This window comes from Candidatus Latescibacter sp. IFSED24, assembly GCF_058273205.1.
Genome location: NZ_CM177850.1, coordinates 1224249 through 1247162, shown reverse-complemented (window position 1 = coordinate 1247162; position 22914 = coordinate 1224249). Strand labels below are relative to the sequence as shown.

25 protein-coding genes and 3 tRNA genes are annotated in these 22914 nt (G+C 67.6%); 23 read left to right on the top strand and 5 right to left on the bottom strand.

Annotation, left to right across the window (positions count from 1 at the left end; translation table 11 throughout):
- Positions 1-5 precede the first annotated feature (5 nt).
- The 21 genes from IFSED24_RS05080 to IFSED24_RS04980 all read left to right on the top strand — a co-directional run bounded on the left by IFSED24_RS05080 (position 6) and on the right by IFSED24_RS04980 (position 17692).
- Positions 6-959, top strand: a complete 954-nt coding sequence (locus IFSED24_RS05080) for an RnfABCDGE type electron transport complex subunit D (protein WP_491334130.1) — start codon at positions 6-8, stop codon at positions 957-959.
- A complete protein-coding gene (locus tag IFSED24_RS05075; protein ID WP_491334129.1) occupies positions 952-1557 on the top strand; it encodes an RnfABCDGE type electron transport complex subunit G in 606 nt (201 codons plus the stop codon). Before IFSED24_RS05080 ends, IFSED24_RS05075 begins: the two co-directional genes overlap by 8 nt.
- Positions 1554-2165: an electron transport complex subunit RsxE gene (rsxE, locus tag IFSED24_RS05070; RefSeq protein ID WP_491334128.1), complete on the top strand. Its 612-nt coding sequence runs from the start codon at positions 1554-1556 to the stop codon at positions 2163-2165. Before IFSED24_RS05075 ends, rsxE begins: the two co-directional genes overlap by 4 nt.
- A gap of 9 nt (positions 2166-2174) precedes the next feature.
- A complete protein-coding gene (locus IFSED24_RS05065; protein ID WP_491334127.1) occupies positions 2175-2750 on the top strand; it encodes an electron transport complex protein RnfA in 576 nt (191 codons plus the stop codon).
- Between the two features lie 19 nt (positions 2751-2769).
- Positions 2770-4848: an FAD-dependent oxidoreductase gene (locus IFSED24_RS05060; protein ID WP_491334126.1), complete on the top strand. Its 2079-nt coding sequence runs from the start codon at positions 2770-2772 to the stop codon at positions 4846-4848.
- A 144-nt stretch (positions 4849-4992) separates the two neighbouring features.
- Positions 4993-7284 carry a FlgD immunoglobulin-like domain containing protein gene (locus IFSED24_RS05055; protein WP_491334125.1) on the top strand — a complete coding sequence of 764 codons (2292 nt, stop codon included), beginning with the start codon at positions 4993-4995 and terminating at the stop codon, positions 7282-7284.
- Between the two features lie 80 nt (positions 7285-7364).
- The gene (locus IFSED24_RS05050; RefSeq protein ID WP_491334124.1) at positions 7365-8684 is read left to right on the top strand and encodes a DUF512 domain-containing protein; all 1320 of its coding nucleotides are present in this window, start codon (positions 7365-7367) and stop codon (positions 8682-8684) included.
- 96 nt (positions 8685-8780) lie between these two features.
- Positions 8781-10097: a ribosome biogenesis GTPase Der gene (gene der / locus IFSED24_RS05045; RefSeq protein ID WP_491334123.1), complete on the top strand. Its 1317-nt coding sequence runs from the start codon at positions 8781-8783 to the stop codon at positions 10095-10097.
- An 11-nt stretch (positions 10098-10108) separates the two neighbouring features.
- On the top strand, positions 10109-10852 hold the full coding sequence (gene plsY, locus IFSED24_RS05040; protein WP_491334122.1) for a glycerol-3-phosphate 1-O-acyltransferase PlsY: 744 nt from the start codon (positions 10109-10111) through the stop codon (positions 10850-10852).
- Complete coding sequence (locus tag IFSED24_RS05035; protein ID WP_491334121.1) at positions 10849-11871, top strand: NAD(P)H-dependent glycerol-3-phosphate dehydrogenase; 1023 nt, start codon at positions 10849-10851, stop codon at positions 11869-11871. The genes plsY and IFSED24_RS05035 overlap by 4 nt, the downstream gene beginning before the upstream one ends.
- A 22-nt stretch (positions 11872-11893) precedes the next feature.
- On the top strand, positions 11894-12310 hold the full coding sequence (locus IFSED24_RS05030) for a MerR family transcriptional regulator (protein ID WP_491334120.1): 417 nt from the start codon (positions 11894-11896) through the stop codon (positions 12308-12310).
- A gap of 101 nt (positions 12311-12411) precedes the next feature.
- A tRNA-Pro gene (locus IFSED24_RS05025) sits at positions 12412-12488 on the top strand.
- An 87-nt stretch (positions 12489-12575) separates the two neighbouring features.
- Entirely contained in the window at positions 12576-13421 is an 846-nt protein-coding gene (locus IFSED24_RS05020; protein WP_491334119.1) for a tetratricopeptide repeat protein, read from the top strand.
- A 1-nt stretch (position 13422) separates the two neighbouring features.
- The gene (locus tag IFSED24_RS05015; RefSeq protein WP_491334118.1) at positions 13423-14118 is read left to right on the top strand and encodes a glycosyltransferase family 2 protein; all 696 of its coding nucleotides are present in this window, start codon (positions 13423-13425) and stop codon (positions 14116-14118) included.
- A gap of 2 nt (positions 14119-14120) precedes the next feature.
- Entirely contained in the window at positions 14121-15020 is a 900-nt protein-coding gene (gene surE, locus IFSED24_RS05010) for a 5'/3'-nucleotidase SurE (RefSeq protein ID WP_491334117.1), read from the top strand.
- Positions 15017-15670: a protein-L-isoaspartate(D-aspartate) O-methyltransferase gene (locus IFSED24_RS05005; protein WP_491334116.1), complete on the top strand. Its 654-nt coding sequence runs from the start codon at positions 15017-15019 to the stop codon at positions 15668-15670. Before surE ends, IFSED24_RS05005 begins: the two co-directional genes overlap by 4 nt.
- Positions 15663-16157, top strand: coding sequence for a COG2426 family protein (locus tag IFSED24_RS05000; protein WP_491334115.1), 495 nt, complete (start codon positions 15663-15665; stop codon positions 16155-16157). Before IFSED24_RS05005 ends, IFSED24_RS05000 begins: the two co-directional genes overlap by 8 nt.
- 40 nt (positions 16158-16197) lie before the next feature.
- Positions 16198-16275, top strand: a tRNA-Pro gene (locus IFSED24_RS04995).
- Between the two features lie 127 nt (positions 16276-16402).
- On the top strand, positions 16403-17047 hold the full coding sequence (locus IFSED24_RS04990) for a murein hydrolase activator EnvC family protein (RefSeq protein ID WP_491334114.1): 645 nt from the start codon (positions 16403-16405) through the stop codon (positions 17045-17047).
- Between the two features lie 17 nt (positions 17048-17064).
- Positions 17065-17580: an adenine phosphoribosyltransferase gene (locus IFSED24_RS04985; protein WP_491334113.1), complete on the top strand. Its 516-nt coding sequence runs from the start codon at positions 17065-17067 to the stop codon at positions 17578-17580.
- A 35-nt stretch (positions 17581-17615) separates the two neighbouring features.
- A tRNA-Arg gene (locus tag IFSED24_RS04980) sits at positions 17616-17692 on the top strand.
- 3 nt (positions 17693-17695) lie between these two features.
- On the opposite strand, the gene IFSED24_RS04975 is transcribed toward IFSED24_RS04980, so the two are convergent.
- Complete coding sequence (locus tag IFSED24_RS04975) at positions 17696-18091, bottom strand: PqqD family protein (protein WP_491334112.1); 396 nt, start codon at positions 18089-18091, stop codon at positions 17696-17698.
- 194 nt (positions 18092-18285) lie between these two features.
- Between IFSED24_RS04975 and IFSED24_RS04970 the strand changes: the two genes are divergently transcribed.
- The gene (locus IFSED24_RS04970; RefSeq protein ID WP_491334111.1) at positions 18286-18972 is read left to right on the top strand and encodes a tetratricopeptide repeat protein; all 687 of its coding nucleotides are present in this window, start codon (positions 18286-18288) and stop codon (positions 18970-18972) included.
- 58 nt (positions 18973-19030) lie between these two features.
- Positions 19031-19408: a hypothetical protein gene (locus IFSED24_RS04965; protein WP_491334110.1), complete on the top strand. Its 378-nt coding sequence runs from the start codon at positions 19031-19033 to the stop codon at positions 19406-19408.
- Positions 19409-19536: 128 nt separating this feature from the next.
- Here the strand turns inward: IFSED24_RS04965 and trxA are convergent, their stop codons facing one another.
- Genes trxA through IFSED24_RS04945 form a run of 4 tightly spaced genes read right to left on the bottom strand, consistent with a single transcriptional unit; the run spans position 19537 to position 22892 of the window.
- Positions 19537-19866 (bottom strand): thioredoxin, encoded by a 330-nt coding sequence (gene trxA / locus IFSED24_RS04960; RefSeq protein ID WP_491334109.1) that lies wholly within the window; start codon positions 19864-19866, stop codon positions 19537-19539.
- 41 nt (positions 19867-19907) lie between these two features.
- Positions 19908-20948: a DNA polymerase III subunit delta gene (holA, locus tag IFSED24_RS04955; RefSeq protein ID WP_491334108.1), complete on the bottom strand. Its 1041-nt coding sequence runs from the start codon at positions 20946-20948 to the stop codon at positions 19908-19910.
- Positions 20948-21472: an LPS assembly lipoprotein LptE gene (gene lptE / locus IFSED24_RS04950; RefSeq protein ID WP_491334107.1), complete on the bottom strand. Its 525-nt coding sequence runs from the start codon at positions 21470-21472 to the stop codon at positions 20948-20950. The genes holA and lptE overlap by 1 nt, the downstream gene beginning before the upstream one ends.
- 4 nt (positions 21473-21476) lie before the next feature.
- Entirely contained in the window at positions 21477-22892 is a 1416-nt protein-coding gene (locus tag IFSED24_RS04945; protein ID WP_491334106.1) for a sigma-54-dependent transcriptional regulator, read from the bottom strand.
- Between the last annotated feature and the right edge of the window lie 22 nt (positions 22893-22914).

The following is a 22914-nucleotide window of genomic DNA, read 5'->3' as shown; positions in this document are numbered from 1 at the left end:
CAGGCATGGAGATCCCAATCCGTCGGCTCGACGTGGCCGCGAATTCACACTGGCACGACGGCAGCAGCCTCATGGTCATCCAGGCCGGCTGGCTGCTGGGACTGCTGCCCGCCGCAGTGGCCGGCGCGCTCCATCACGGCTGGCCGGGACTGAGGGTGCTGGCGCTCGCCGTGGCGGTCAGCGTGCTCACCGACATCGTCGCCAGCCGCTCCTTCGGTAACAAGGACTACCCCGAGAATCTCAGCAGCGTGACCCTGGGCCTGCTACTGGGCATGCTGCTGCCAGCCACCGCGCCGTGGTGGCTGGTGGTGCTCGGATCCGTGCTGCTGATCGTGGTCGGCAAGAAGATGTTCGGCGGCTGGGGTGGGTGGCCGGTGCATCCGGTGGCCCTGGTCTTCGCCATGTTGCTGGTCAGCTGGCCCGGACACCTCGACTACACCGCCGCCGACCTGGTCCACGAACCGGTGCGCGTGGTGCGCAGCCTCGGGGCCGCCGCGGCCGGCGACTTCAGCATCGTGGATATCCTGCGCGGCCAGCAAGCGGGCGGGGTCGCCAACGGTCAGGGACTGTGGCTCCTGGTGGGCGGCATCCTGGCCGCCGCCCTCGGCAGCATCCCCTGGCGCATCCCGCTGGGCTTCCTGGCCGGCACCGCGTTGACCTCGTGGCTGCTGCAGGCGCTCGGCGTGGTGGGGGCCGCACCGCCGCTGTTGAACCTGGTGGCGGGCAGCACGCTGTTCTGCGCCTTCTTCCTGGCCACCGACCACACCACGGCGCCGGTCTACGACCGGCCGCAGGTGGCCTACGGTCTCCTCGGCGGCATGCTCCTGGTCATGATCAGGACCTTCGGCCTCTATGCCGACGGCGCCGTGTTCACCATCCTGCTCCTGAACCTGACCAGTCCGCTGCTCGACCGCTGGGCGCCGGCCTCGCTGGGACTCGAGGAGGAACGCCATGCGTGAAATCGGAAGACTCGCCCTGGTCCTGGTGGTGATCTGCGTGGTCGCGGCGGGCGGGCTGGCGGCGATCCGCGAGGCCCTGGCCTCCCGCATCGAGATGCAGAGTGACTTCTACGTGCGCGGCCCGGCGCTCGAACGGCTGCTCGACCGTCCCGCCGACGATCTGCTGGCCAACAAGGTCAAGTTCGTCAGCGAGGGCACCGAGTTCCCCGTGTTCTACCTGGTCCAGGACGACAAGGTCGCCATGCTCGCCATCGAGGCCGCAGGCCGTGGCGGTTACGGGGGCGACATCCAGCTCATGATCGGCCTGGACCTGGCCACCGACACCATGCTCGGGCTCGAGATCATCGCCCACAGCGAGACTCCCGGCGTCGGGTCCAATGTGACCAAGGACAGTTTCCGCCAGCAGTGGCGTGGGTTGTCGGCCAACACTCCGGTGGAACTGGGCAAGAACGTCGACGCCATCAGCGGGGCGACCTACTCCTCCCGTGCGGTGGCCGACGGCACCAACCGCATCGTGGATCTCCTGAAGAACCAGCGCGAGGAGATCCTGGCGGCCATCGCCGCGAGCCGCGCGGCCGCCAAGGAGGCGACCTCATGAATTTCCGCCAAGCGTTGACCCACGGCTTCTGGCGCGACCTGCCGCCGTTCCGGCTGGTGCTCGGACTCTGTCCTTCGCTGGCGGTGACCTCGTCCGCCGACAACGGACTGGGCATGGGCATGGCGGTGACCTTCGTGCTCATCTTCGCCAACATGTTCATCAGCATGCTGCGGCAGGTGATCCCGGACAAGGTGCGCATCGCCAGCTACATCGTGATCATCGCCACGCTGGTGGTGGTGGTGGAACTGGTGATGAAGGCGTTCTTCTTCCCGCTGTCGCAGCGGCTCGGCATCTACATCCCGCTCATCGTGGTCAACTGCATCATCCTCGGCCGCGCCGAGGCCTTCGCCTCGCGCAACCCGGTGATGCTTTCCATGGCGGACGGTCTGTCCATCGGACTCGGTTTCACCATGAGCCTGACGCTGGTGGGTTCGATCCGCGAGATCCTGGGTGCCGGCACCTGGTTCGGGATCGATCTGTTCGGTCCATCGTTCGAGCCCTTCACCTTCATGGTGAAGGCGCCCGGTGCGTTCCTCTGCCTGGGAGTCATCCTGGGCCTGATGAACGCCTGGAGCCGCAAACGCGGCGAGATCTTCGTGCAGACGTAGGAGGCGGTCGTGGACCTGGTCTTGCTGGCCTTCGGGGCCATCTTCGTCAACAACATCCTGCTCGCTCAGTACCTGGGCAACTGCCCGTTCTGTGGCGTCTCCAAGCGGCTCGGGACGGCCGTGGGCATGGGGGCGGCGGTGATCTTCGTCACCGTGCTCGCCTCGATCTTCACCTGGCTGGCGCACCACAAGCTGCTGATGCGCTTCGGGCTGGATTACCTGCAGACGCTGGTGTTCATCCTGATCATCGCCGCGCTGGTGCAGCTGGTGGAGATCTTCCTCAAGAAGAACAGCCGCGCGCTGTACGATGCGCTCGGGATCTACCTGCCGCTGATCACCACCAACTGCGCGGTCATGGGTATCGCGCTTCTGAACATCAAGAACGAGTACGGATTCGGCGAGATGGTGGTCTTCTCGCTGGCCAGCGCCTTCGGTTTCGCGCTGGCCATCGTGCTCTTCGCCGGGGTGCGCGAGCGCCTGTTCCTTGCCCCGGTTCCTCATGCCATGCGTGGCACCGCCATCGCCCTGGTCACCGCCGGCGTCATGTCCCTGGCCTTCATGGGTTTCCAGGGCATGGTCCAGTGACCGCAGGAGGATTTGTGACATGTTGATGCCAGCACTCGTCCTCGGTGGAATCGCCCTGGTGGCGGCCGTGGGTCTGGGAGTGGCCGCGCGGGTGTTCTTCGTCCCGGAGGATCCCCGCATCGCCGGAGTCACCGGTCTGCTGCCCGGCGCCAACTGCGGTGGTTGCGGATTCGCGGGCTGCGCCGCCTGTGCCGAGGCCATCATCAGTGGCGAGGCCGAAGTGAACGCCTGCGTGGTGGGACAGACCGAGACGGCCAACGACGTCGCCGGCTACCTGGGCCTGCCCATGGTGGGCACCGAGCCCAAGATCAGCCACTCGGAGTGCCAGGGCGGCGTGCGCGCCACCCGCAAGTACGAATACAGCGGCTATGCCGATTGCCGGGCGGCCATGACCCTGTTCCGCGGCGCCCTGCAGTGCGACCACGGTTGCCTCGGCCTGGGCACCTGCATGCGCGCCTGCAAGTTCGGCGCCATCACCATGGGACCGCTGGGCCTGCCGATCTTCGACCCCAATCGCTGCGTGGGCTGCGGTGCCTGTTCCCGGGTGTGCCCCAAGGGCATCATCAGCATCATCTCCGATCGGACCCAGATCCTGCACTGGAACCACTTCGACGAGTGCCTGGCGCCCTGCCGCCAGCGCTGCCCGGCGCAGATCAACATCCCCAAGTATATCCAGCACATCAAGAGCGGCGAGTACGCCGAGGCGCTGCTGACCATCAAGGAGCGCAACCCCATGCCGCTGAGCATCGGGCGCGTGTGTCCCGAACCCTGCGCCTCGCGTTGCCGGCGCACGCTCAACGACGAGCCGGTGGCCATCAACTACCTCAAGCGTTTCGTGGCCGACTGGGAGATGGCTCAGGACGAGCGCTTGCCGGTGTCCGTGGCGCCCGACACGGGCCACCGGGTCGCCGTGATCGGCGGCGGCCCCGCCGGCCTGAGTTGCGCTTATTATCTGCGGCGCCTCGGCCACGCAGTGACCATCATCGAGGGTCAGCCCGAACTTGGTGGCATGCTGCGCTACGGCATTCCCGAATACCGCCTGCCCAAGCAGATCCTCGACTGGGAGATCGACGGTATCCTGGGCCTGGGCATCGAGGCGCGGACCGGTGTCCAGTTCGGACGCGACGTGTCGGCCGACTACCTGCGCACCGAGGGCTTCGAGGCCATCTTCCTGGGCGTCGGGGCCTGGGACGAACGCAAGCTCGGCATCGAGGGCAGCGATCTCCAGGGCGTGGAGAGCGGTATCGGCTGGCTGCAGAAGTTCGCCAAGGGCGAGGACGTGCCCAGCGGCCGCAACGTCATCGTGGTCGGCGGCGGCAACACCGCCATCGACGTGGCCCGCAGCGCGCTGCGCCTGGGTGCCGACACGGTGACCATGGTCTACCGCCGCAGCCGCGACGAGATGCCCGCCAACCCGCCGGAGATCGTGGCCGCCGAGGAGGAGGGCGTCCGCTTCCACTTCCTCAGCGCACCGAACCGCGTGCTCGGGAAGGACGGCAAGGTCACCGGCCTGGAGACCCTCCGCATGGAACTGGGCGCGCCAGATCCAAGCGGGCGGCGCCGGCCGGTTCCCGTGGAAGGCAGCGAATCGGTCATCGCCTGCGACATGATCGTCGAGGCGGTGGGGCAGCTGCCCGACCTGGCCTTCCTCGACCACCACGGCATCCCGCACCTGACGCGGACGCGCTGGAACACCCTGGAGGCCAGCGAGGCCACGCTGCAGACCGAGGTGCCCTACGTCTTCACCGGCGGCGACTGCTTCACCGGTCCCGGTCTCGCCGTGGAGGCGCTGGGCGCGGGCCGGTTCGCGGCACGGTCGATCCACTACTGGCTCACCGAGGGCAGCATCCCGCCCATCGAGAACCGGCAGACCGACATGATCGCCGACTCCCTGCTCGAATCCATCTCGGGCGTGACGCCGAGCTGGAAGGTCCACGAGGAGGAACTGCCGCTGGCCGAGCGCATGGGCAACTTCATCGAGGTGGAGCACACCATCACCGAGGACCAGGCCCACCAGGAGAGCGAGCGTTGCCTCAACTGCGGCACGCTCTGCTACGGGCACAGCGAGGAACTGGTGCAGTTGCAGCTCGCACGCTGAACGACCCGCGCAGAACAGCAGGCACGGCCCCGTCTCAGGCGGGGCCGTCTTGTCGGAGGCGGCCCCAGGCTGGAATTCTGGCGTCGAAACATGGTATCATTCGACATGGTCGATCAGTCTGGATGAAGGGATTGGAGGGATTCCATGCGCCAGCTTCTTCTCGTCCTCGCCTGCGTGGCGACAATGCAAGCCGCCCCGGTCCTCGCCGACCAGTGGGGCACTGAATTCCATGTCACCGGTACCGACGGCGTGGTCAACGTACTGACCACCTGGAACGGCAACCTGTTGGTCGGCGGGAATTTCACGGCACTGGGGCCGCAGCCTGCTTCGCGGGTGGCCGTCCGCGTGCTCGACACCTGGGAGCCGCTGGGCGACGGGCCGATCGGCGAGGATGTCTATGACCTCACCGTGTACCAGGGCGACCTGATCGCGCTGTGTCGGGGAGTGGACTACCTGGCGATCACGGTCAGCCGCTGGACCGGTGACACGTGGGAGCAGCTCGGCGCCGATCTGCCAGCCGGGAACAAGGTGCTGACGGTGTTTCAGGACCAGCTTCACGCCGGTTCCCTGGTCTGGGACGGCGCCGGTTGGACCGAACTCTTCACGACCAACGGCTGGATCTTCGACACCACGGTCTGGAACGACATGCTCCTCGCGGGCGGCGCCTTCGACACCGCCGACGGCCTGGCCACCGGTCATGTCCTCGCCTGGGACGGCACCCAGCTGGTGGACCTCTACGGCGGGCAGACCGAGAACGTGGAGGCGCTCGCCGTCTGGCGCGACGAGCTCTACATCGCCCGCACTTGCTTGACCGACATGGCCTTCGACGCCGGCGTCCAGGTCTGGCGCGACGGGAGCTGGGTCGACATCCCGGAGCTGGGCAATATCCACTACTTCAAGCCCATGCACGACCTCCACGCCACCGCGGATCGCCTCTATGTCTGCGGCGACGAGAATCCGCCGATCATCCAGAGCCGCGACCGCTGGGCCTACTCGTTCGTCAACTCCTGGGACGGCGACAGCGGCGAAGTGGTATACGAGGCCGCCGGATATCACATCTTCCGCGAGATCCTGACCGTGGCAGACGACCTCTACCTTGGCGGGAGCTTCCAGTCCTTCGCGGAGCCTCCCGCCAGCAACATCGTTCGCATCGAGTCCGGCGGTCCTCACCCCGTCTGCGTGCCTGGCCTGGGCGCCAATGCCACGGTGCGCCACCTCTGCCCGGGCAGCGGTGGGCTGGCGGTCGGTGGCTACTTCGCGAGCGCCGCAGGCATGGTCGCCCAGGGCGTGGTCCTTCACGACGGCGACGCGTGGCACTCCCGCAGCCTGGCCCTCGGCGTGCCGGATGATCCCCAACGCCTGCCTATGGCCATGACCTGGCACCAGGGCAAGCTGAGCGCCCAGGTCTCGGGCCACGCCTCGGTGTCCATGGCCTACTGGGATGGGGACCACTGGGAGATCCCCGATGCCTGGAGCTGGTTGCCCGAGGTCGCAGAGCTCGTGTCGTGGCACGGCCTGCTTTTGGGACGCACCAGCGCGTTGCTTTACGACTACTCGAGCTATTCCGAACCCGATGTCTACCTCGAGCTACCTGCCGGCTGCACCATCGGGGCCATGCTGGTCGAGGGCGCCGACCTGGTCATCGGCGGTGAATTCGAATCCCTCGCCGGCGTGACCCTGAACAACATCGGGGTGTGGAACGGCGAGACCTGGACCGCTCTGGGGACGGGCCTGCCCGGGCCGGTCTGCCACCTCGCTCACTGGCAGGGCGACCTGCTGGTGGCCTACGAGCTGGATGCGGAGCAAAACCTCGGTCTCGCCAGCTGGACCGGAACAGATTGGCAGGCGCTGCCGGACTGGACCGGGACCGTGGTCAAGGACGTGGCGGATTATCGCGGCCGGCTCTACGTCTCCGCGGTGCACACCCTCGAGGGCGGCGATCTCGAGCCACGGGTCGATCGCTTCGACGGCGCGGCCTGGGACGAGATCGGGCCGTTCGACAGCGTGGTCGCGGAGCTGGCGGTGCACCAGGACGTGCTCTGGATCGGGGGTTCGTTCCGGAACGTGGCCGGCATCCCGGCCGCGCGACTGGTGACCTTGACCACCGGGCCGATGGGCGTGGAGGAGGGGCCATCCGAGCCCGGCGCCACGGTGCCCACCGCGATCACCCTGGCCACGCCGACACCCAACCCCTTCAACCCCGTCACGTCCCTGAGCTTCACCCTGCCGTCCGCCTCGCCCGTCCGCCTCGAGGCGTACGATCTGAGCGGCCGCCACCTCGCCACCATCCTGGACGAGCCGCGCGCGGCGGGCACGCACACCGTCACCTGGACCGGCACCGACGCTGGGGGCCGCGCCCTGCCCAGCGGGACGTACCTGCTGCGCCTGGATACTGGCACGCGCGTGATCAGCACCAAGGCCACGCTGGTGCGCTAGAACTCGACCCGGGGCCCGCCACCCGACGGGCCCCGTCTTCCCCCTTGCGGAACGGAGCATTTCCTGACTAACTGGCCTGCATGATCGATCTCGTCACACCCCTGCCCGCGCCCCACGACCGCCGCTACGAGTGGCGGGAGGGCGACCAGCTCAGCCACCTCGACGGCCGTCCCGTCGAGGACGTGCTCGACCTCTACTACTACCAGCCCGAGGACGACACCATGGTCGTGACCATCCGCCGCGCCACCGGCGAGACGGTCGACCTGCCGCTGCCGCCCACCGCGCTGGACGCGCTCACCGCAGCCTTCGCGCCCATGGAGTTCAAGCGCTGCGCCTGCAACTGCGTCTTCTGCTTCATCGACCAGAACCCGCAGGGCATGCGCGAGCCCATCTACGTCAAGGACGAGGACTACCGCTTCAGCTTCCTCTACGGCAACTACATCACCCTGACCAGCCTGGGCAAGAAGGGGCTGGCGCGGGTCATCGAGCAGCGCATGACGCCGCTCTTCGTCTCGGTCCACTGCACCGACACCGCGGTCCGCACGCGCATGCTCGGCATCAAGCGGCAGTACGACGTGTGCGAGGTGCTGCGCGCGCTGGCCGCCAACGGCATCGAACTGCACACGCAGATCGTGCTCTGCCCCGGCTGGAACGACGGGCCCTACCTGGAGCAGTCCTTCCGCGACCTCTTCGCGCTGCGCCGGTGCTCGGTCGGCGAGGGCGGCGTGGCCTCGCTCGCGGTGGTTCCGGTGGGGTTGACGGCGCACCGTGAAGGCCTGACCCGCCTCGATCCCGTGACTCCCGAGATCGCCGCCGCGGTGATCGACCAGGTGGCGGCGCTCCAGGCCGAGGCAGCGGCGGCGTGGGAGGGACCGTTCATCCACCTCAGCGACGAGTTCTACCTGCTGGCCGACCGCCCGTTCCCGCCCGCCGACCACTACGCGGGTTTCCCGCAGGAGGACAACGGCATTGGGTTGACCCGCCGCCTGCGTGAGGCCTGGCTCGAGAGCCTTGCCTGGTCGCAGGAGGAGCGGCGGGCGCCCCGTCGCCCCCTGACCATCCTGACCAGCGAGCTGGCGGCCCGCGCCTTCGCGCGCGAGCACGTGCCGGCGCTGCGGGCCGCGGGTGCGCCGCCGCTCGAGGTGATCGGCGTGCCCAACGCGTTCTACGGCCACACCGTCACCGTGGCGGGGCTGATGGCGGGCCGCGATCTGCGCGGCGCCTTGCTCGCGTTGCCGGCGGCGCCGCCGCGGACCGTGTGCCTCTCGCCACGGGTCTTCAACAGCGATGGTCGCACCCTCGACGACCTCACCCTGGCCGACATCGCGGCCGATCAGCCCCACGAGATCCTGGTCCCCGACGAGGAGGGCTTCGTTGACTTCTGGGCTGATCTGGAATAGCTTATCTTCGCCGCAAATTTCACTGTTTCCGTGAGTTGCGCCGGCCATGCCGGCGCCGCCTTGCCACCTTCGCAGCGCGGCCTCGCCGCTGGAGCCATGAGCCTACGCACCGTCGCCATCGTCGGCCGCCCCAACGTGGGCAAGAGCACCCTGTTCAATCGCATCGTCGGCCGCCGACGCGCCGTGGTCCACGAGCAGGCCGGCGTCACCCGCGACCGCCTCATCGAGACCGCCGAATGGTCCGGCCACGGCTTCTACCTCATCGACACCGGCGGGATCATCCCCTACGGCGAGACCGTGAGCGACTTCGACGAGGCGGTCACCCAGATCGCCCGCGACGCCATCATCGAATCCGACGTGGTGATCTTCCTGGTCGACGGGCAGACCGGCGCCCTGGACTGGGACCAGACCATCGCCCGCGAGTTGCGCCGCGCGGGCAAGCCCGTGGTCCTGTGCGTGAACAAGACCGAGAAGGAAGCCAACCGCATCGGGGCCGCCGAGTTCTACAGCCTGGGTCTGGGCGAGCCTTATCCAATCAGCGCGCTGCACGGCGTGGGGGTGGGCGACCTCATGGACCGCGTCGTGGAAGGCTTCCCGGAGGTTGTGGCCGAGGAGGCGCCTTGCGATTGCCGCATCGCCATTTTGGGGCGTCCCAACGTGGGCAAGTCGAGCCTCCTGAACCGTCTGGTGGGGCGTGAAGAGGCGCTCGTCTCGGACATCCCGGGCACCACCCGAGACTCCATCCACACCGACCTCAACTGGCACGGCAAGGTGCTCCGGATCATCGATACGGCCGGCTTGCGGCGCAAGGCCCGCGTCAAGGGCGCCATCGAGTACTTCAGCAACCTGCGCAGCCTGCGCTCGCTCGAGCAGTGCGACGTGGCGGTCATGATGATCGACTCGGAACACGGCGCCGTCATGCAGGACAGCAAGATCGCCGGCCTGATCCACGACAGCGGCAAGGGCGTGGTGGTGGCCTTCAACAAGTGGGACCTCCTGGAGGACAAGGCCACCAACACCCACCTGCAGGTCTGGGAGGAATTCTGCCGCGAGATCCCCTTCCTGACCTACGCGCCTTGGTTCACGTTCAGCGCGCTCACCAAGCAGCGCATCGGGCGCATCCTGGAGACGGTCTGGGACGTGCACGAGCAGCGACAGAAACGCGTCGGCACCAGCGAGTTCAACGGGTTCCTCGAGCGCATCGTGTCGCACCAGCCACCGCGTCCGCACCAGAACGGCATCGGCAAGATCTACTTCGGCAGCCAGGTCGAGTCGGCGCCGCCGGTGTTCATGCTCTCGGTGAACGAGCCGCGCTTCTTCGCCCGGAACTACCTGCGCTACATCAACAACCAGATCCGCAAGACCTACGGCTTTCCCGGCAGTCGAATCTTCGTCAAGCTCAAGAAGCACTGAGAGGTCCGCCCATGTTGATCATCGCCTGCCTCGTCTTCAGCTACCTGCTGGGCGCCATCCCCTTCAGCCTCATCATCGGCAAGCGGGTCAAGGGGATCGATCTGCGCGAGCACGGTAGCGGCAACCTCGGCGCCACCAACGTCTACCGTAACTTCGGTGCCACCTGGGGTGGTCTCTGCCTCGTGCTGGACATGGCCAAGGGCGCCCTGGCCGTGGTGCTGACCTCCATCGTGGTCGGCACGTATCCCGAGGGGCAGACGCTGCCCCTGCATTTGACCGGCGACATGTACCGGATCATCGCGGCCCTGCTGGCCATCCTCGGCCACAGCTTCTCGCCGTTCGTCGCCTTCAAGGGCGGCAAGGGCATCGCCACCACCTTCGGCGTGTTCCTGATCCTCGAGCCGTTCCCGGTCCTGGTGGCCTTCGGCATCTTCCTGGCTGTCTTCTTCGCCACCAGGATCGTCTCGCTGGGCTCGCTTTGCGCCGCGGCCGTGTTCCCCTGGGCGGTGGTCTTCTTCGAGGTCCGGTCACCCAAGCCCTTCAGCCTGACGCTGATCATCTTCTCGTTCGTGCTGGCCTTCCTGGTCATCTGGCGCCACCGCGCCAACATCCGGCGCCTGCAGGACGGCACCGAGAAGCCGCTCCGACACGAGGGCAACGATATCGAGGTCGCCAGGCGGGCCGCCGACGCCGCCCTGCAGGAGCTTGCCGGCGACGCGCCGCCGACCGGGAAGAAAGAGGAGGATCCGTCATGAAGGCCTGCATCCTGGGCACCGGCAGCTGGGGCAGCGCCTTCGCGCGCCACCTCGCCCACAAGTGGGACGAGGTGGCGATGTGGGGGATCGAGGAGGACCAGATCGCCAGCATCAACTCCACCGCCATGAACCCCGACTTCCTCGGCGACTTCCGCCTGCCGCCCAACGTCGGCGCGACCCTCGACCTGAAGGTGGCACTGCTGGGCGCCGAGGCCGTGTTCGCGGTGGTGCCCAGCCAGGCGGTGCGCGGCGTGATGGCCCAGGTGGCTGCCACCGGCGCCTTGCCGCCCAACATCCCCGTGGTGAACCTGGCCAAGGGCCTGGAGCTGGGTACCCTCAAGCCGCTGAGCGCGGTGATCCGCGAGGAACTGCGGCAGGGGGGGCACGAGAACCCGGTGGCCGTCCTCCTGGGACCCAGCCACGCCGAGGAAGTGGCCATGGAGATGCCCACGGCCCTGGTGCTCGCCGGCGATCCCGGCTTCGACTGGGAGGAATGGCAGCGGCTCATCTCGGGGCCCTATTTCCGGGTCTACACCAACGACGACATGCTCGGCGTGGAGATCTCCTCGGGCTTCAAGAACGTCATCGCCGTGGCGGTGGGCCTCTGCGACGGCCTCGGCATGGGGGACAACACCCGCGGCACCGTCATGACCCGCGGCATGGCCGAGCTGGCCCGCATCACCGTGGCCCTGGGCGGCCGGCAGGAGACCTGCTTCGGCCTGGCCGGCATCGGCGACATGATCACCACCGCGATCAGCCGCCACAGCCGCAACCGGAACTTCGGCGAGGCGGTGGCGCTCGGACGCGAGGACCCGTCGGCCATCCTCCACGGCTCCAAGCAGGTCGTCGAGGGTTTCTACATGACGCAAGCGGGCTTGAAGTTGGGTGAGAAGTTTGGTATAGAACTACCTATCGTCAAAGCGGTTCACGAGGTCCTGTTCGAGGACAAGGCGCCCATGCGGGCCATCCGCGACCTCATGTCGCGGGTGCCGCGCTCGGAGGCCGACCCCGAGCGTTGACCCCAAGCGGAAGGTGTCCGGCATGGCCGAGATGCCCGATCTCTCCGGCAAGCTGTACTACACCATCAGCGAGGTCAGCGAGCTGACCGGGGTCAAGCCGCACGTGCTGCGCTACTGGGAGAGCGAATTCAGCACTCTGCGGCCGCGCAAGGACCGGGGCGGCAGCCGCCGGTATCGGCGCCGCGATATCGAGGAAGTCCTGGCCATCAAGACCCTGCTCTACGAGGAGGGCTACCGGATCGCGGGTGCGCGCAAGACGCTGCAGCAGCGGCGGCAGTCCTCGGAAAAGACCAGCGATGCTCCCCAGCAGCTTGCCATGACCTTCGGCCAGCTCGACCAGCACCAGCAAATGGCGGTGATCCGCGAGGAGCTCACCGCAATCCAGGAACTGCTCCGGGATCTGGCGCCGGCCAGGAAGGCGCGCAAGGCCCAGAGTTGAACCGCAGTTGTGAAAATCGACCTTGTGCCGTGGGGGACCTCTTGTTACATTTCCGATCCCCGAAAGGGGAACCCCCTGCCGGCGGGTCGCCGGCGAATGGTCGGGGCGTGGCGCAGTCCGGTAGCGCACTTGCATGGGGGGCAAGGGGTCGGAGGTTCAAATCCTCTCGCCCCGACCAGCTTTGCATCTCGCAGGAGCGGGTCCCCGGGACCGGCTCTTTTTTTGTCTCGTAGAACCGACCTCCCACCTCACCGGAGGTACCGTGATGGCCCACCGTTGGCTGCCCCAGGCGCCCCGCTGCTGCAGTTGCGACAGGATGCTGGAGGTCGTGCGTCAGGACGAGATCTTCTCGGCGGGTGCCGGATTCCTGCCCAACCTCCCCGGTGCGGTCTGCAACGAGTGCCTCGACCACGTCGACGGCCTCGCCGTCACCGACCTGCACGCCAGCGCGGCCGGCCACTTTCTGCGCACCAGCGAGTTCGAACTGCGGCCCCGTGCCGCGGTTCAGGTCTTCCTGGACGTCTTCGGCTGGACGCCCGAGGTGGTCGCCGGGGGCGCCATGCGCCTGTTCGTGGACGCCAAGCAGGGGGAGGCCCGGGCGCTCTTGAAGGCGGCCATCGAGCATGGCGACCGGCCCGACTGGTTCCGCGTCGAGCTGGCCCACCTGCTCCTTCTCGACGGCGAGACCGGCGAGGCCCACGACCTGCTGACCGCCACCGACGCGGACAGCCACCCCCGCTGGCACCTCAACCACGGCGTGCTCGCCTACAGCGTGGGTCGGCCGGATGCGGCCTACCAGCACTGGCTCGAGCAGATCGTGGCCCACCCCGAGGAGCCCCTGGGCTGGACCACCCTCGGCTTCCACATCTACCGCGAGCGGGGCGAGGTCGACGCGGCCGAGAAGCTGTATCGCGAGGCCTGCGAGGCCTTTCCCGAGCGCATGGAGTTCCGGGCGTGGCTGGGGGACACCCTGCGCGCGCAGGGCCGCCTGGAGGAGGCCTTGACCGAGTTGGAAGCATCGTTGAAGCTCGACCCCGTGGACGACGAGTTCACGCGCGGGGTGGAAGGCCACATCGCGCAGTTGCGCAACCAGATCGCCGAGGGGAGCTGAAATGCCCGGCACCGGCGTCATCCTGCCCGCCTACAACGCCGCCCGTTTCCTGACGCAGGTCATCGCCGACATCCGCGCCCAGGACCCCGAGCTGCGGATCCTGGTGGTCGACGACGGCAGCAGCGACGGCACCGCCGAGGTGGCGCGCCAGGCGGGTGTGGAGGTGAGCGTCCATCCCGAGAACCGCGGCAAGGGCGGGGCCCTGGCCACCGGATTCGCCTGGGCGGTGGACGCCGGCCTCGAGTGGGTCTACACCATGGACGCCGACGGCCAGCACCTGCCCGGCGAGATGGCCGGCTTCATGGCGGTGGCCCTCGCGGAGGATTTCGACGTCATTGTCGGCAACCGCATGGACGCCAACGCGGACATGCCCTGGCTGCGCGCGCGCACCAACGAGTTCACCTCGTGGGTCGTCAGTCGCCTGGCCGGAGTCCGGATTCCCGACTCCCAGAACGGCTACCGGCTCTTCCGCGTGGCCAGCCTCGAGGGTCTGGAGCTGCGGACCACGCGGTACGACACCGAGTCGGAGGTCCTGGTGCGCCTGGCGCGCCGCGGCTGCCGTATCGGTTCGGCGCCGGTGACCACGGTCTACGGCGACGAGAAGAGCTCGATCAACCCGTTCATCGACACCGGGCGTTTCTTCCGGCTCGTGGGCATCCTGCTCATGAGCCGCCGGGAGCCCAAGAAGGCGCGATAGACATGACCACCACCCACATCCTGATCTCCAACGACGACGGCATCGACGCCTTCGGCCTCAAGGTGCTCGAGGAGGCCCTGGCCGACCTGCCCGGCATCCGCACCAGCACCGTGGCGCCGGCCACCCAGCAGAGCGCCACCAGTCGCTGCATGACCCTGCACGAGCCATTGCGCATCAAGGCCAGGGGCGAGCACCGCTGGTCGGTGAGCGGCACGCCCACCGACGCCGTGCTGGTGGCCCTGGGCAAGATCCTGCGCGACGACCCGCCGCACTTCGTGCTCAGCGGCATCAACCACGGTCCCAACCTCGGCGAGGACGTGCACTACTCGGGCACCGTGGCCGCCGCCATGGAGGGTTGCGTGCAGGGCCTGCCCGCCGCGGCCATGAGCCTGGCCGACTGGAGTCCCAGCGACTTCGGCGCCGCCGCCGCGCTCGCGCGCCGCCTCCTGCCCGAGCTCATCGCCAACCCGCTGCCGCCCGGCACCATGTGGAACATCAACGTGCCCAACGGCCCCGAGTCCTCGCTCAAGGGCGTGCGCATCACCCGCCAGGGTTCCCGCCACTACTACGACGTGGTCAACGACATGATCGATCCGCGCGGCAAGCCGCTGGTCTGGATCGCTGGCAAGGGACCCAACTGGTCCCCGCTCGAGGGCAGCGATTACGCCGCGGTCCGCGCGGGCTACGCCAGCCTGACGCCGCTGAAGACCGACCTCACCGACCACCGCACCCGCGAGGCCCTGGACGGCCTGGCGCGCGAAGGGCTGCCCGGCGAGCCGGCCTTCGCGGCGGACGAGGACCGCTTCTCCCTGGCCAGCCGTGCCCCGCAGGGCCTCACCTTCGAGGGCCCCACCCGCGGCGCCAACCAGCCGCTCACGGACGAGGAGCCGCCGCAACGATGAGGCGCGACTACGCCGTGGCGCGGCGCCGCATGGTCGACGAGCAGATCCGCCGGGCCGGGATCACCGACCGCCCCGTGCTCAAGGCGCTGGAGACGGTGCCCCGGCACTGCTTCGTGCCCAAGATCCTCCAGCACCGCGCCTACGAACCCTGCGCCCTGCCCATCGGCTACGGCCAGACCATCAGCAAGCCCTTCATCGTCGGCCTGATGACAGCGCTCCTCGAGCTGGACGGTTCCGAACGCGCCCTCGAGGTGGGCACGGGCAGCGGCTACCAGGCCGCCATCCTGTCCTTGCTCTGTCGTGAGGTGGTGACCGTGGAGCGCGTGGTGCCCCTGGCCGAGCGGGCCGCAGCCCAGCTCGCGGCGCAGGATTGCGCCAACGTCACCGTCCTGCCGGGGGACGCCAGCTTCGGTCTCGCGGAGCAAGGCCCCTGGGACGCCATCATCGTCACCGCCTGCGCCCCGGGGCTGCCCGAGGGGCTCGGCGGCCAGCTGAAGGACGGAGGCCGGCTGCTCATCCCCGTGGGCCAGGGCCCGCAACAGGAGCTCTACCGCTATTGCCGCCGCGGCGGCGAACTCGTGGTGGAGAAGTCGGTCCCGTGCCAGTTCGTGCCCCTGCTGCGGGGGCTGGAGGAGGACTCCCGTGCGTGAAGCCGTCCAGCACTGGGCCGCGGCCAATCTGCCGCCGCCGCTGGCCATCCTGCTGTGTTCCATGCTGCCGATCCTCGAGCTGCGCGGCGGCATTCCCCTGGGTCATTACCTCATGGGGTCCGAGCGCTGGCTGGCCATCTACCTGTGGGCCGTGCTCGGCAACTTCCTGCCGGTCTATCCGTTACTGACCCTGCTCGGTCCCTTCGAACGGCTTCTGCGGCGCTGGTCGTTCTTCGATCGTCTGTTCACCTGGCTCTTCGCCCGCACCGAGAAGCGCTCGGGAGTGATCCGCCGCTACGGCAGCCTGGGCCTGATCCTCTTCGTGGCGATCCCGGCGCCCATGACCGGGGCCTGGACCGGCTCGGTGGCCGCCTACATGATGAAGCTGCCGCTGCGCTACTCCATCCCGTGCATCATCGCGGGCATCCTGATCGCCGGCACGGTGATGACCCTGGCCTCGCTGGGGGTCATCGCGCTTTGGGATTGACGCCACCTGACGCGATGACTACCTTTTGCCCTCCTCAGGTCGGGGCGTAGCGCAGCCCGGTTAGCGCGCCTGCTTCGGGAGCAGGAGGTCGGGAGTTCAAATCTCCCCGCCCCGACCAGCCAGAATCGAGCGCAGGGCGCGATCTTCCGGTCACGCCCTGCTGCTTTTCCGGTTGGACCGACGCGACTGCGGGTTTAGCATTTCCGAGTCCACCCGACTCTCCATCATCGCCACCCGGAAGCCCGATGCGCGCACCTCTTAGATCCCTGTCGCTGTTCCTGACGACCGTGATGCTGGCCTTGCCGGCGCTGGCGGACGCCGAGGGCGGCCCGGCCTGGTACGAGGTCCGCCGCGGCGATCACCTCACGCGCATCGCCGAGCTCTTCGGCACCACCCTGTCCGATCTGCGCCGGGCCAACGACCTGTCCGGCGACCTGATCCAGCCCGGCCAGCGCCTCGAGATCCGACGGCCTCTGGCGCACACCCGGGCCGCCGACATCCGCTGGCAGCGACCCTTCCGCCAGCGCGGCCGCGTGATCCACGACTTCGGCCCCTACCAGCGCGACCGCATCATCATGCCCCGCACCGGCGTCGTCATGGCCCTGCCCGTGGGCAGCGAGGTGATCGTCCCCGCCAACGGCGTGCTCCGCTTCCTCGCCGCCATGGACGACATAGGCACCCTGGCCATCATCGACCACGGCGCCGACTACCACACGGTGCTCGGCCCCCTGGACCCTGACAGCGTCCCCTGGCAGCCGGGCCAGGGCATCCTGGCCGGCGATCTGCTCGGCCGCACGGCGCCACCGCCCGATCCGACGGCCAAACCGCATCTCCACATCGAACTGCGGCACCACAGCAAGGCCATCCGTCCCGACCGCCTGCTCGACTAACCACCGAAAGGTTGACCATGGATCTCAAGAGCGTCATCGCCAACATCCCCGACTTCCCCGTCCCGGGGGTCCTCTTCCGCGACATCACCCCGATCACCGAGGATCCCGCGGCCTTCGCGGCGGCCACCGACGGCCTGGCCGCGCTGATCGCCGGCACGCCCTGCGACGTCCTCGCCGGCATCGAGAGCCGCGGCTTCGTGTTCGGCGGACCGCTGGCCCAGCGGCTCGACCGCGGCCTCGTCCTGGTGCGCAAGAAGGGCAAGCTGCCGCGCCAGACCGTGGGGGAGAGCTACGCGCTGGAGTACGGCACGGCCGAGATCGAGGTCCACGCGGACAGCTTCCAGCCTGGGCAGAAGGTGGTGGTGGTGGACGACCTGCTCGCCACCGGCGGCACCGCAGCGGCCACCGGCCGGCTGGTGCGCAAGTGCGGGGCGGAGGTGGCGGCTTACCTGTTCCTGGTGGAGCTGGAGGACCTGGCCGGTCGGACGAAGCTGACCGACGCGCCGGTGTTTTCGCTTGTGAAGTACGCTTGAGGCGGCTTATCTTGGGCGCCCGCTAGATTGACGGTGCCCCCGTAGCTCAGCTGGATAGAGCACCAGATTCCTAATCTGGGGGCCGTGGGTTCGAGTCCCGCCGGGGGTACCACCGTCATTGCGGATCCTCACCGACGCCAATCGGCTCCGCCACCGCCAGGAACCCATTCCCCACCAGCGCCGCCACATACTGGCTGACGCGCTGTTCGACCTGCTCCTCATCCTCCGGAAACGCCTCCCGGAATCCCCGCGCCAGTTCGCCCACCGTCCGCCGGCCATCCACCTGCTCCCACAACCAGCTGCCGCGCGGATCGAGGGGAACCTTGATCCAGCGCTTGTCACCGCGCAGGAACGGCTGCACCAGACGGGAATAGAGGAAATCGCGGTAACGGGGGACGAGCAGGATCACCCGGCCGAAATCGCTCTCGGGAGACGCATCGACCACGTGTCGGGGCACCAGGTCGAGGTAGTTCACGCCCTGCAGCCGGTGCCGGCGTCGGAACAAGGACAAGCCCACTCGCTTTCGTCGAGGCCGGGGGAGGTCTCCAAAGGATGGGCCGCCGGGCTGGTGTCGTCCAGTTCCAATCGGTCGGCCGGCGGAAAGTGGACCGGCTCCAGCCCGCAGTGGATAATTCCCGCAACATGGCTTATCATTGTCGGCTGTGGGATTCGAGACAACGACCGACTTTTCAGCGAGGTAGCGAAGTGGCCGCCCAGAAATTCACGAAGAAGTCTCTCAAGCAGGACTCGTTCATCACTCAGACCGAACGGGCTCTGGAATTCCTCCAGCGCAATGCGACCGCCGTGGGCGTGGGCCTGCTGGTGGTGGTCGTGCTGCTGGTCGGCGGATCCTATCTCAGCAAGGGACGCGCGGCCGCCAGGGTCGAGGCCAGCTACATGCTTTACCAGGGGCAGACCCTGCTGACCCAGGGTGAGTACGAGATGGCCATGGGCCCGCTGCAGGATTGCATCGAGAAGCACGGTGGCAGCGAGTTCGCCAAGTATGCCCGCCTCAATCTGGTCCAGGCCCTCATCGGCCTGGGGGACGCCGAGGGCGCTCTCGCACGCCTGGACGAGTACGCCGCCGATATTCCCGCGAACCACCCGGCCCACAAGAACCTGCAGATGTTGCGCGTCACCGCCCTGGCCGACGCCGGTCGGCCCGGCGAGGCCGCCGATGCGCTCGCGTCCCTGATCACCGACGATCTTTCCGATCAGGTCTACTTCCAGCGTACGGTGCGGCAGGCCGAGTTCTTGCAAGAAGCCGGGCGAGGCCAGGAGGCCCTGGCGCTGCTCGAGGCTCTGCGGAGCGAGGTGGCCGCCGGGGACCGCCAGGTCCTAGGCGACGAGCTCGACAACCGGATCGAGGTCGCCCGGATCCTGAGCCGCTAGTGTTCGCGTTGGCGGCCGTCGCCGGACGGCCGCCACCCGCCAACGGTAGGGGAGAGCCATGACCGAGGAACCCACCATTCGCGACCGCTGGCTCGGTGCGCTCTGCTATCTCAGCGTCCTGGTCGTCATTCCCATCCTCATGCGGGAACGCAGCGCGTACCTGGCGGCCCACTGCCGGCAGGGGTTCACCCTGGTCTTTGCCGAGGTCGTCCTCGGCCTGCTCGTCTGGGTCCTGGAAGCGGCCTTCCAGCTGGTCCCGGTCATGGGCGTCCTGGTGAGCATCGTCCTGCACCTGGCCTACTGGCTGTTCTTCATCGGCATCTCGGTCCTCGGCTTCGTCAAGGCGCTCAGCGGCGAGAGCTTCGAGATCGCCGGCCTCGAGGACCTCGCCAACCGCGTGCCGATCCACGAGCGCACGTCCAACGAGAAGCTCTAGAACCTGGCAGGGGAGATAAGCGACGGCGCCACTTCCGAATACAAGCGCGACTTCATAAATTGCGCATAATGTATATTATGTTTAGTTGAGCCCGTGGAATAGCGGGGCCATTCCGGCCCCGCTGCTTGCTATCCCGTGACTTCCTTCATCTTGTCGATGATGGCGTCCTTCTTCTGGCTGCCGATCAGGGTGGCCTTGCAGTCGCCGCCCTGGAAGAACATCAGTGCGGGAATCGAACGGATTCCCAGCTTCCCGGCCGTCTGCGGGTTGCTCTGGATGTCCATCTTGCCGACGATCCACTGGCCATCGGTTTCGCGAGCGACATCCTCGATGGTCGGGGTCATGGCCTTGCACGGGCCGCACCAGGGCGCCCAGAAATCCACCAGGACGGGCTTGTCGCTCTGAAGCACGGTCGCCTCGAAATCGCCGTCGGTGAAATCCTTGAGAATCTCGGACATGTCGCTCCTTTCCAGGACTCGCCGCAGCGAGCCATCTCGAGTCATTCTTGGCGGGTGATCTCGAACAATAGCTGCTCGAAGGACAATTCGGGCGGCAATGGCCGGCGTTTCTGACTGCGTTCGCAATTCAGCCCGGCCTCGAGGGCGCGACGGCAGCCGTCCACGCCGACACGGTCGATCAACGGTTTGATCTTGTTTCTCAATACCCAGGCATTGATGCCCGTGGCCGAGGAAACGGCAGCGTCGGGCATGCCGTCCTCCTGGCACGCCGCGGCCAGGGCCGACTTGCGCAGGTGCGATGAGACCAGGGGCGTCAAGGCATAGGCATCGGAACCCCAGGTCGACAGCCGCATCCAGATCCGGACCAGTTCTGCGGCGCGGCCGGGCCCGATGGCATCGGTCATGCCGAAGATCTCGAGCTGGGCCTGATCCATGACCAGCGCCGGGATCTCGTCGGCTGCAGGCGCTTTGCCCCGCGATTCCTGGAGCAAGGCCAGCTTCTCGATCTCGACCCGCAACCCCTGCAGGTCGTTGCCCACGAGCGCGATCAGGACCTCACTGGCGGCATGATCAAGATTCAACCCGGCCTTCTCGGCCGCCTTGCGGACCCAGGTCATGAGGGCCTGCCCCCGGGGCGCCTCGAAGTGGAAGTGGAAGCCGGCCTTCTTGGCCGCGACGAGCCAGCTCTTGCGGCCGTCGAACTTCTGTCCCGTCAGTACCAGGATGGTGGATTCCAGCGGTGCGGCCAGATAACCCGCCAGCGCCCGCTCGCCGGGATCGTCCTTGTTGCTCTTGATGGCGTCGGCGTGGCGGACCCAGACCAGCTGGCGGCCACCCAGCATGGGAAAGCCCTGAGCCTGCTGGAGCGCATGTTCCCAGCCGATCTGATCTCCCTGCAGGACATGCTCGTTGAAGGCTGCGGCAGCCGGGTCCAGGGCCTTGCTGCGGATGGCCGCGACCACTTGCTCGATCCGCAGCTGGTCCTCGCCGTCGAACACGTAGACTGGCCTGAAGTCACCGGTCTTCAGGTCCTGATTGAGGAGTTCCTCGAAACCGGGCAATCGTGATCGACTCTTTGCCATCACCAGTCCTCGACGACTTCGGCCAGGACGTCCTTCGTGATCTCGGACGCTGCGTCGGCCTGGGCGGTGCTCTCGTCGGATTCGCTATCATTGAGAAAGTAGTTGCCGACTCCCGTGAAACGGCGGTGCTCGAAGATGGTCTCCCCCGTCGCCTTGATCAGGAAGGTCAGCTCCACGGCGATCTGGACCTGATACTCGTCCACCTGCTGGTCGCCGGAGATGGAGGCCTGGCGGAGCCGATAGTGCGTGACCGTGCCGTCGATGATGCTGTCGGCAACCTCCCGGTCCACCACCTTCAACGTGTTGTCCTGCTGCAGCGCAAAGATGATCAGTTCGGACATGGTGATGCCCAGATCGGGCTGGGATGTCCTGTTCTCGAGATATTCCACGGCCACCCGCTGGATGTTCTGATCGACCCGGCCGCTGCTGGCCGAGTACACGCCGCAGCCCCCAACGGCCAGACTGGTCAGCAACACCATGCTGGTCGAGATCCACCGGACCGTCCCCTGTCCCATCCTTGCCATGGGCTCAGATCCCTTTCTCCAGGCCATGATTCTTGAGTCGATAGCGCAGCCGATCACGCCCCAGACGCAACAGTCTCGCGGCCTGCGACTGGTTGGAGCCGGCCGTGGCCAGGGCCTTGCGGATCATGGCCAGCTCGAAGCGGCGCTCCAGGCCGACGAGGTCGATACCGTCGGGCGGCAGTGGATCCTCCAGCGCCGCCGTCAGCGCCCCGGACAGCGAATCCTCTTGGTCCCTCAGATCCAGCGGCGACGTGTCGAAGTGCAACTGCTTCCGGGCCATCCTGGTTCCGGTTTCCAGCAGGACCGACCGCTCGATGGTGTTCCGTAACTGCCGGACGTTTCCAGGCCAGGGCTGGCTGCAAAGGGCGTCGATGGCGTCCTCGCTGAAGTCCTGGAACGTCCGCTCGAACTCCTCATTGTAACGCCGCAGGAAATGCCTGGCCAGGGCCGGGATGTCCTCCCGGCGTTCGCGCAGGGGCGGCAGGGGTAGCTGGATGACCTTCAGACGGAAGTAGAGGTCTTCGCGGAAAGCCCCTGCGCTGACAAGTGTTCCGAGATTTCGATTGGTGGCGGCGATGATCCTCACATCGACCTGGATGTCCTCCAGTCCTCCCACGCGTCGGAACGACATCTTCTCGAGCACCCGGAGCAGCTTGACCTGGATCGGCAGCGGCATCTCGCCGATCTCGTCGAGGAACAGTGTCCCCGAATGAGCCAGCTCGAGCAAGCCCAGCTTCTGCTGGCTGGCATCGGTGAAAGACCCGCGCTCGTGGCCGAAGAGCTCGCTCTCGAGCAATTGCTCGGGCAGGGAGGCGCAATTGATCTCCAGGAACGGGTAGTCGCGGCGCGGGGAGTTGCGATGGATGATCTGGGCCAGGATGTCCTTACCCACGCCGCTCTCGCCCTGGATCAGGACCGTGGAACGTCCGCCGGCAGCGACCTTGCGGACGATCTCGTAGATGGGCTGCATGCTGGCCGCCCGCCCGGGCACGGCCTCGGGCATGACCGCGAAGAGGTCGGTGGCCAGATCGGTGGCCGACTTCCGGCGGACCGACTCCCCCAGCTCGAGACCACGCTGGATCACGGCCAGCAACTGGTCGAGATTCACCGGCTTGGTGACGAAGTCGAAGGCCTGCAGGCGCATGGCCTCGGCCGCAGCCTCGCTGCGGCCGTAGCTGGTGAGGACGACCACCCGGACAGTGGGCATCCGCTCCCGCAGTGCGGCGAGCACCTCGAGCCCCCCCACGTCCGGCAACCGCAGATCGAGCAGGACCAGGTCCGGTGGCGTTGCCTGCGCCGCCTCGAGCCCCTCGGCGCCGGTGCCTGCCGTCGTGACCCGATAACCCCGGGACTGGAGCGTGGCGGCCAGGAAGAGGCGGATGGCCTCCTGGTCATCGATGATCAGGACGTGCGGTTGCATGGGGTCGGCGCACCAGGTTGGT

Coding starts and splice junctions, on each gene's coding strand:
- holA (WP_491334108.1), bottom strand. CDS start 20,948: ATGGCAAAGAGTCGATCACGATTGCCCGGTTTCGAGGAACTCCTCAAT.
- IFSED24_RS05055 (WP_491334125.1), top strand. CDS start 4,993: ATGCGCCAGCTTCTTCTCGTCCTCGCCTGCGTGGCGACAATGCAAGCC.
- IFSED24_RS05075 (WP_491334129.1), top strand. CDS start 952: ATGCGTGAAATCGGAAGACTCGCCCTGGTCCTGGTGGTGATCTGCGTG.
- IFSED24_RS04985 (WP_491334113.1), top strand. CDS start 17,065: ATGGATCTCAAGAGCGTCATCGCCAACATCCCCGACTTCCCCGTCCCG.
- IFSED24_RS04965 (WP_491334110.1), top strand. CDS start 19,031: ATGACCGAGGAACCCACCATTCGCGACCGCTGGCTCGGTGCGCTCTGC.
- der (WP_491334123.1), top strand. CDS start 8,781: ATGAGCCTACGCACCGTCGCCATCGTCGGCCGCCCCAACGTGGGCAAG.
- rsxE (WP_491334128.1), top strand. CDS start 1,554: ATGAATTTCCGCCAAGCGTTGACCCACGGCTTCTGGCGCGACCTGCCG.
- trxA (WP_491334109.1), bottom strand. CDS start 19,866: ATGTCCGAGATTCTCAAGGATTTCACCGACGGCGATTTCGAGGCGACC.
- IFSED24_RS05020 (WP_491334119.1), top strand. CDS start 12,576: ATGGCCCACCGTTGGCTGCCCCAGGCGCCCCGCTGCTGCAGTTGCGAC.
- IFSED24_RS04945 (WP_491334106.1), bottom strand. CDS start 22,892: ATGCAACCGCACGTCCTGATCATCGATGACCAGGAGGCCATCCGCCTC.
- IFSED24_RS05080 (WP_491334130.1), top strand. CDS start 6: ATGGAGATCCCAATCCGTCGGCTCGACGTGGCCGCGAATTCACACTGG.
- IFSED24_RS05015 (WP_491334118.1), top strand. CDS start 13,423: ATGCCCGGCACCGGCGTCATCCTGCCCGCCTACAACGCCGCCCGTTTC.
- IFSED24_RS05005 (WP_491334116.1), top strand. CDS start 15,017: ATGAGGCGCGACTACGCCGTGGCGCGGCGCCGCATGGTCGACGAGCAG.
- IFSED24_RS05050 (WP_491334124.1), top strand. CDS start 7,365: ATGATCGATCTCGTCACACCCCTGCCCGCGCCCCACGACCGCCGCTAC.
- surE (WP_491334117.1), top strand. CDS start 14,121: ATGACCACCACCCACATCCTGATCTCCAACGACGACGGCATCGACGCC.
- lptE (WP_491334107.1), bottom strand. CDS start 21,472: ATGGCAAGGATGGGACAGGGGACGGTCCGGTGGATCTCGACCAGCATG.
- IFSED24_RS05035 (WP_491334121.1), top strand. CDS start 10,849: ATGAAGGCCTGCATCCTGGGCACCGGCAGCTGGGGCAGCGCCTTCGCG.
- plsY (WP_491334122.1), top strand. CDS start 10,109: ATGTTGATCATCGCCTGCCTCGTCTTCAGCTACCTGCTGGGCGCCATC.
- IFSED24_RS05060 (WP_491334126.1), top strand. CDS start 2,770: ATGTTGATGCCAGCACTCGTCCTCGGTGGAATCGCCCTGGTGGCGGCC.
- IFSED24_RS05030 (WP_491334120.1), top strand. CDS start 11,894: ATGGCCGAGATGCCCGATCTCTCCGGCAAGCTGTACTACACCATCAGC.
- IFSED24_RS04990 (WP_491334114.1), top strand. CDS start 16,403: ATGCGCGCACCTCTTAGATCCCTGTCGCTGTTCCTGACGACCGTGATG.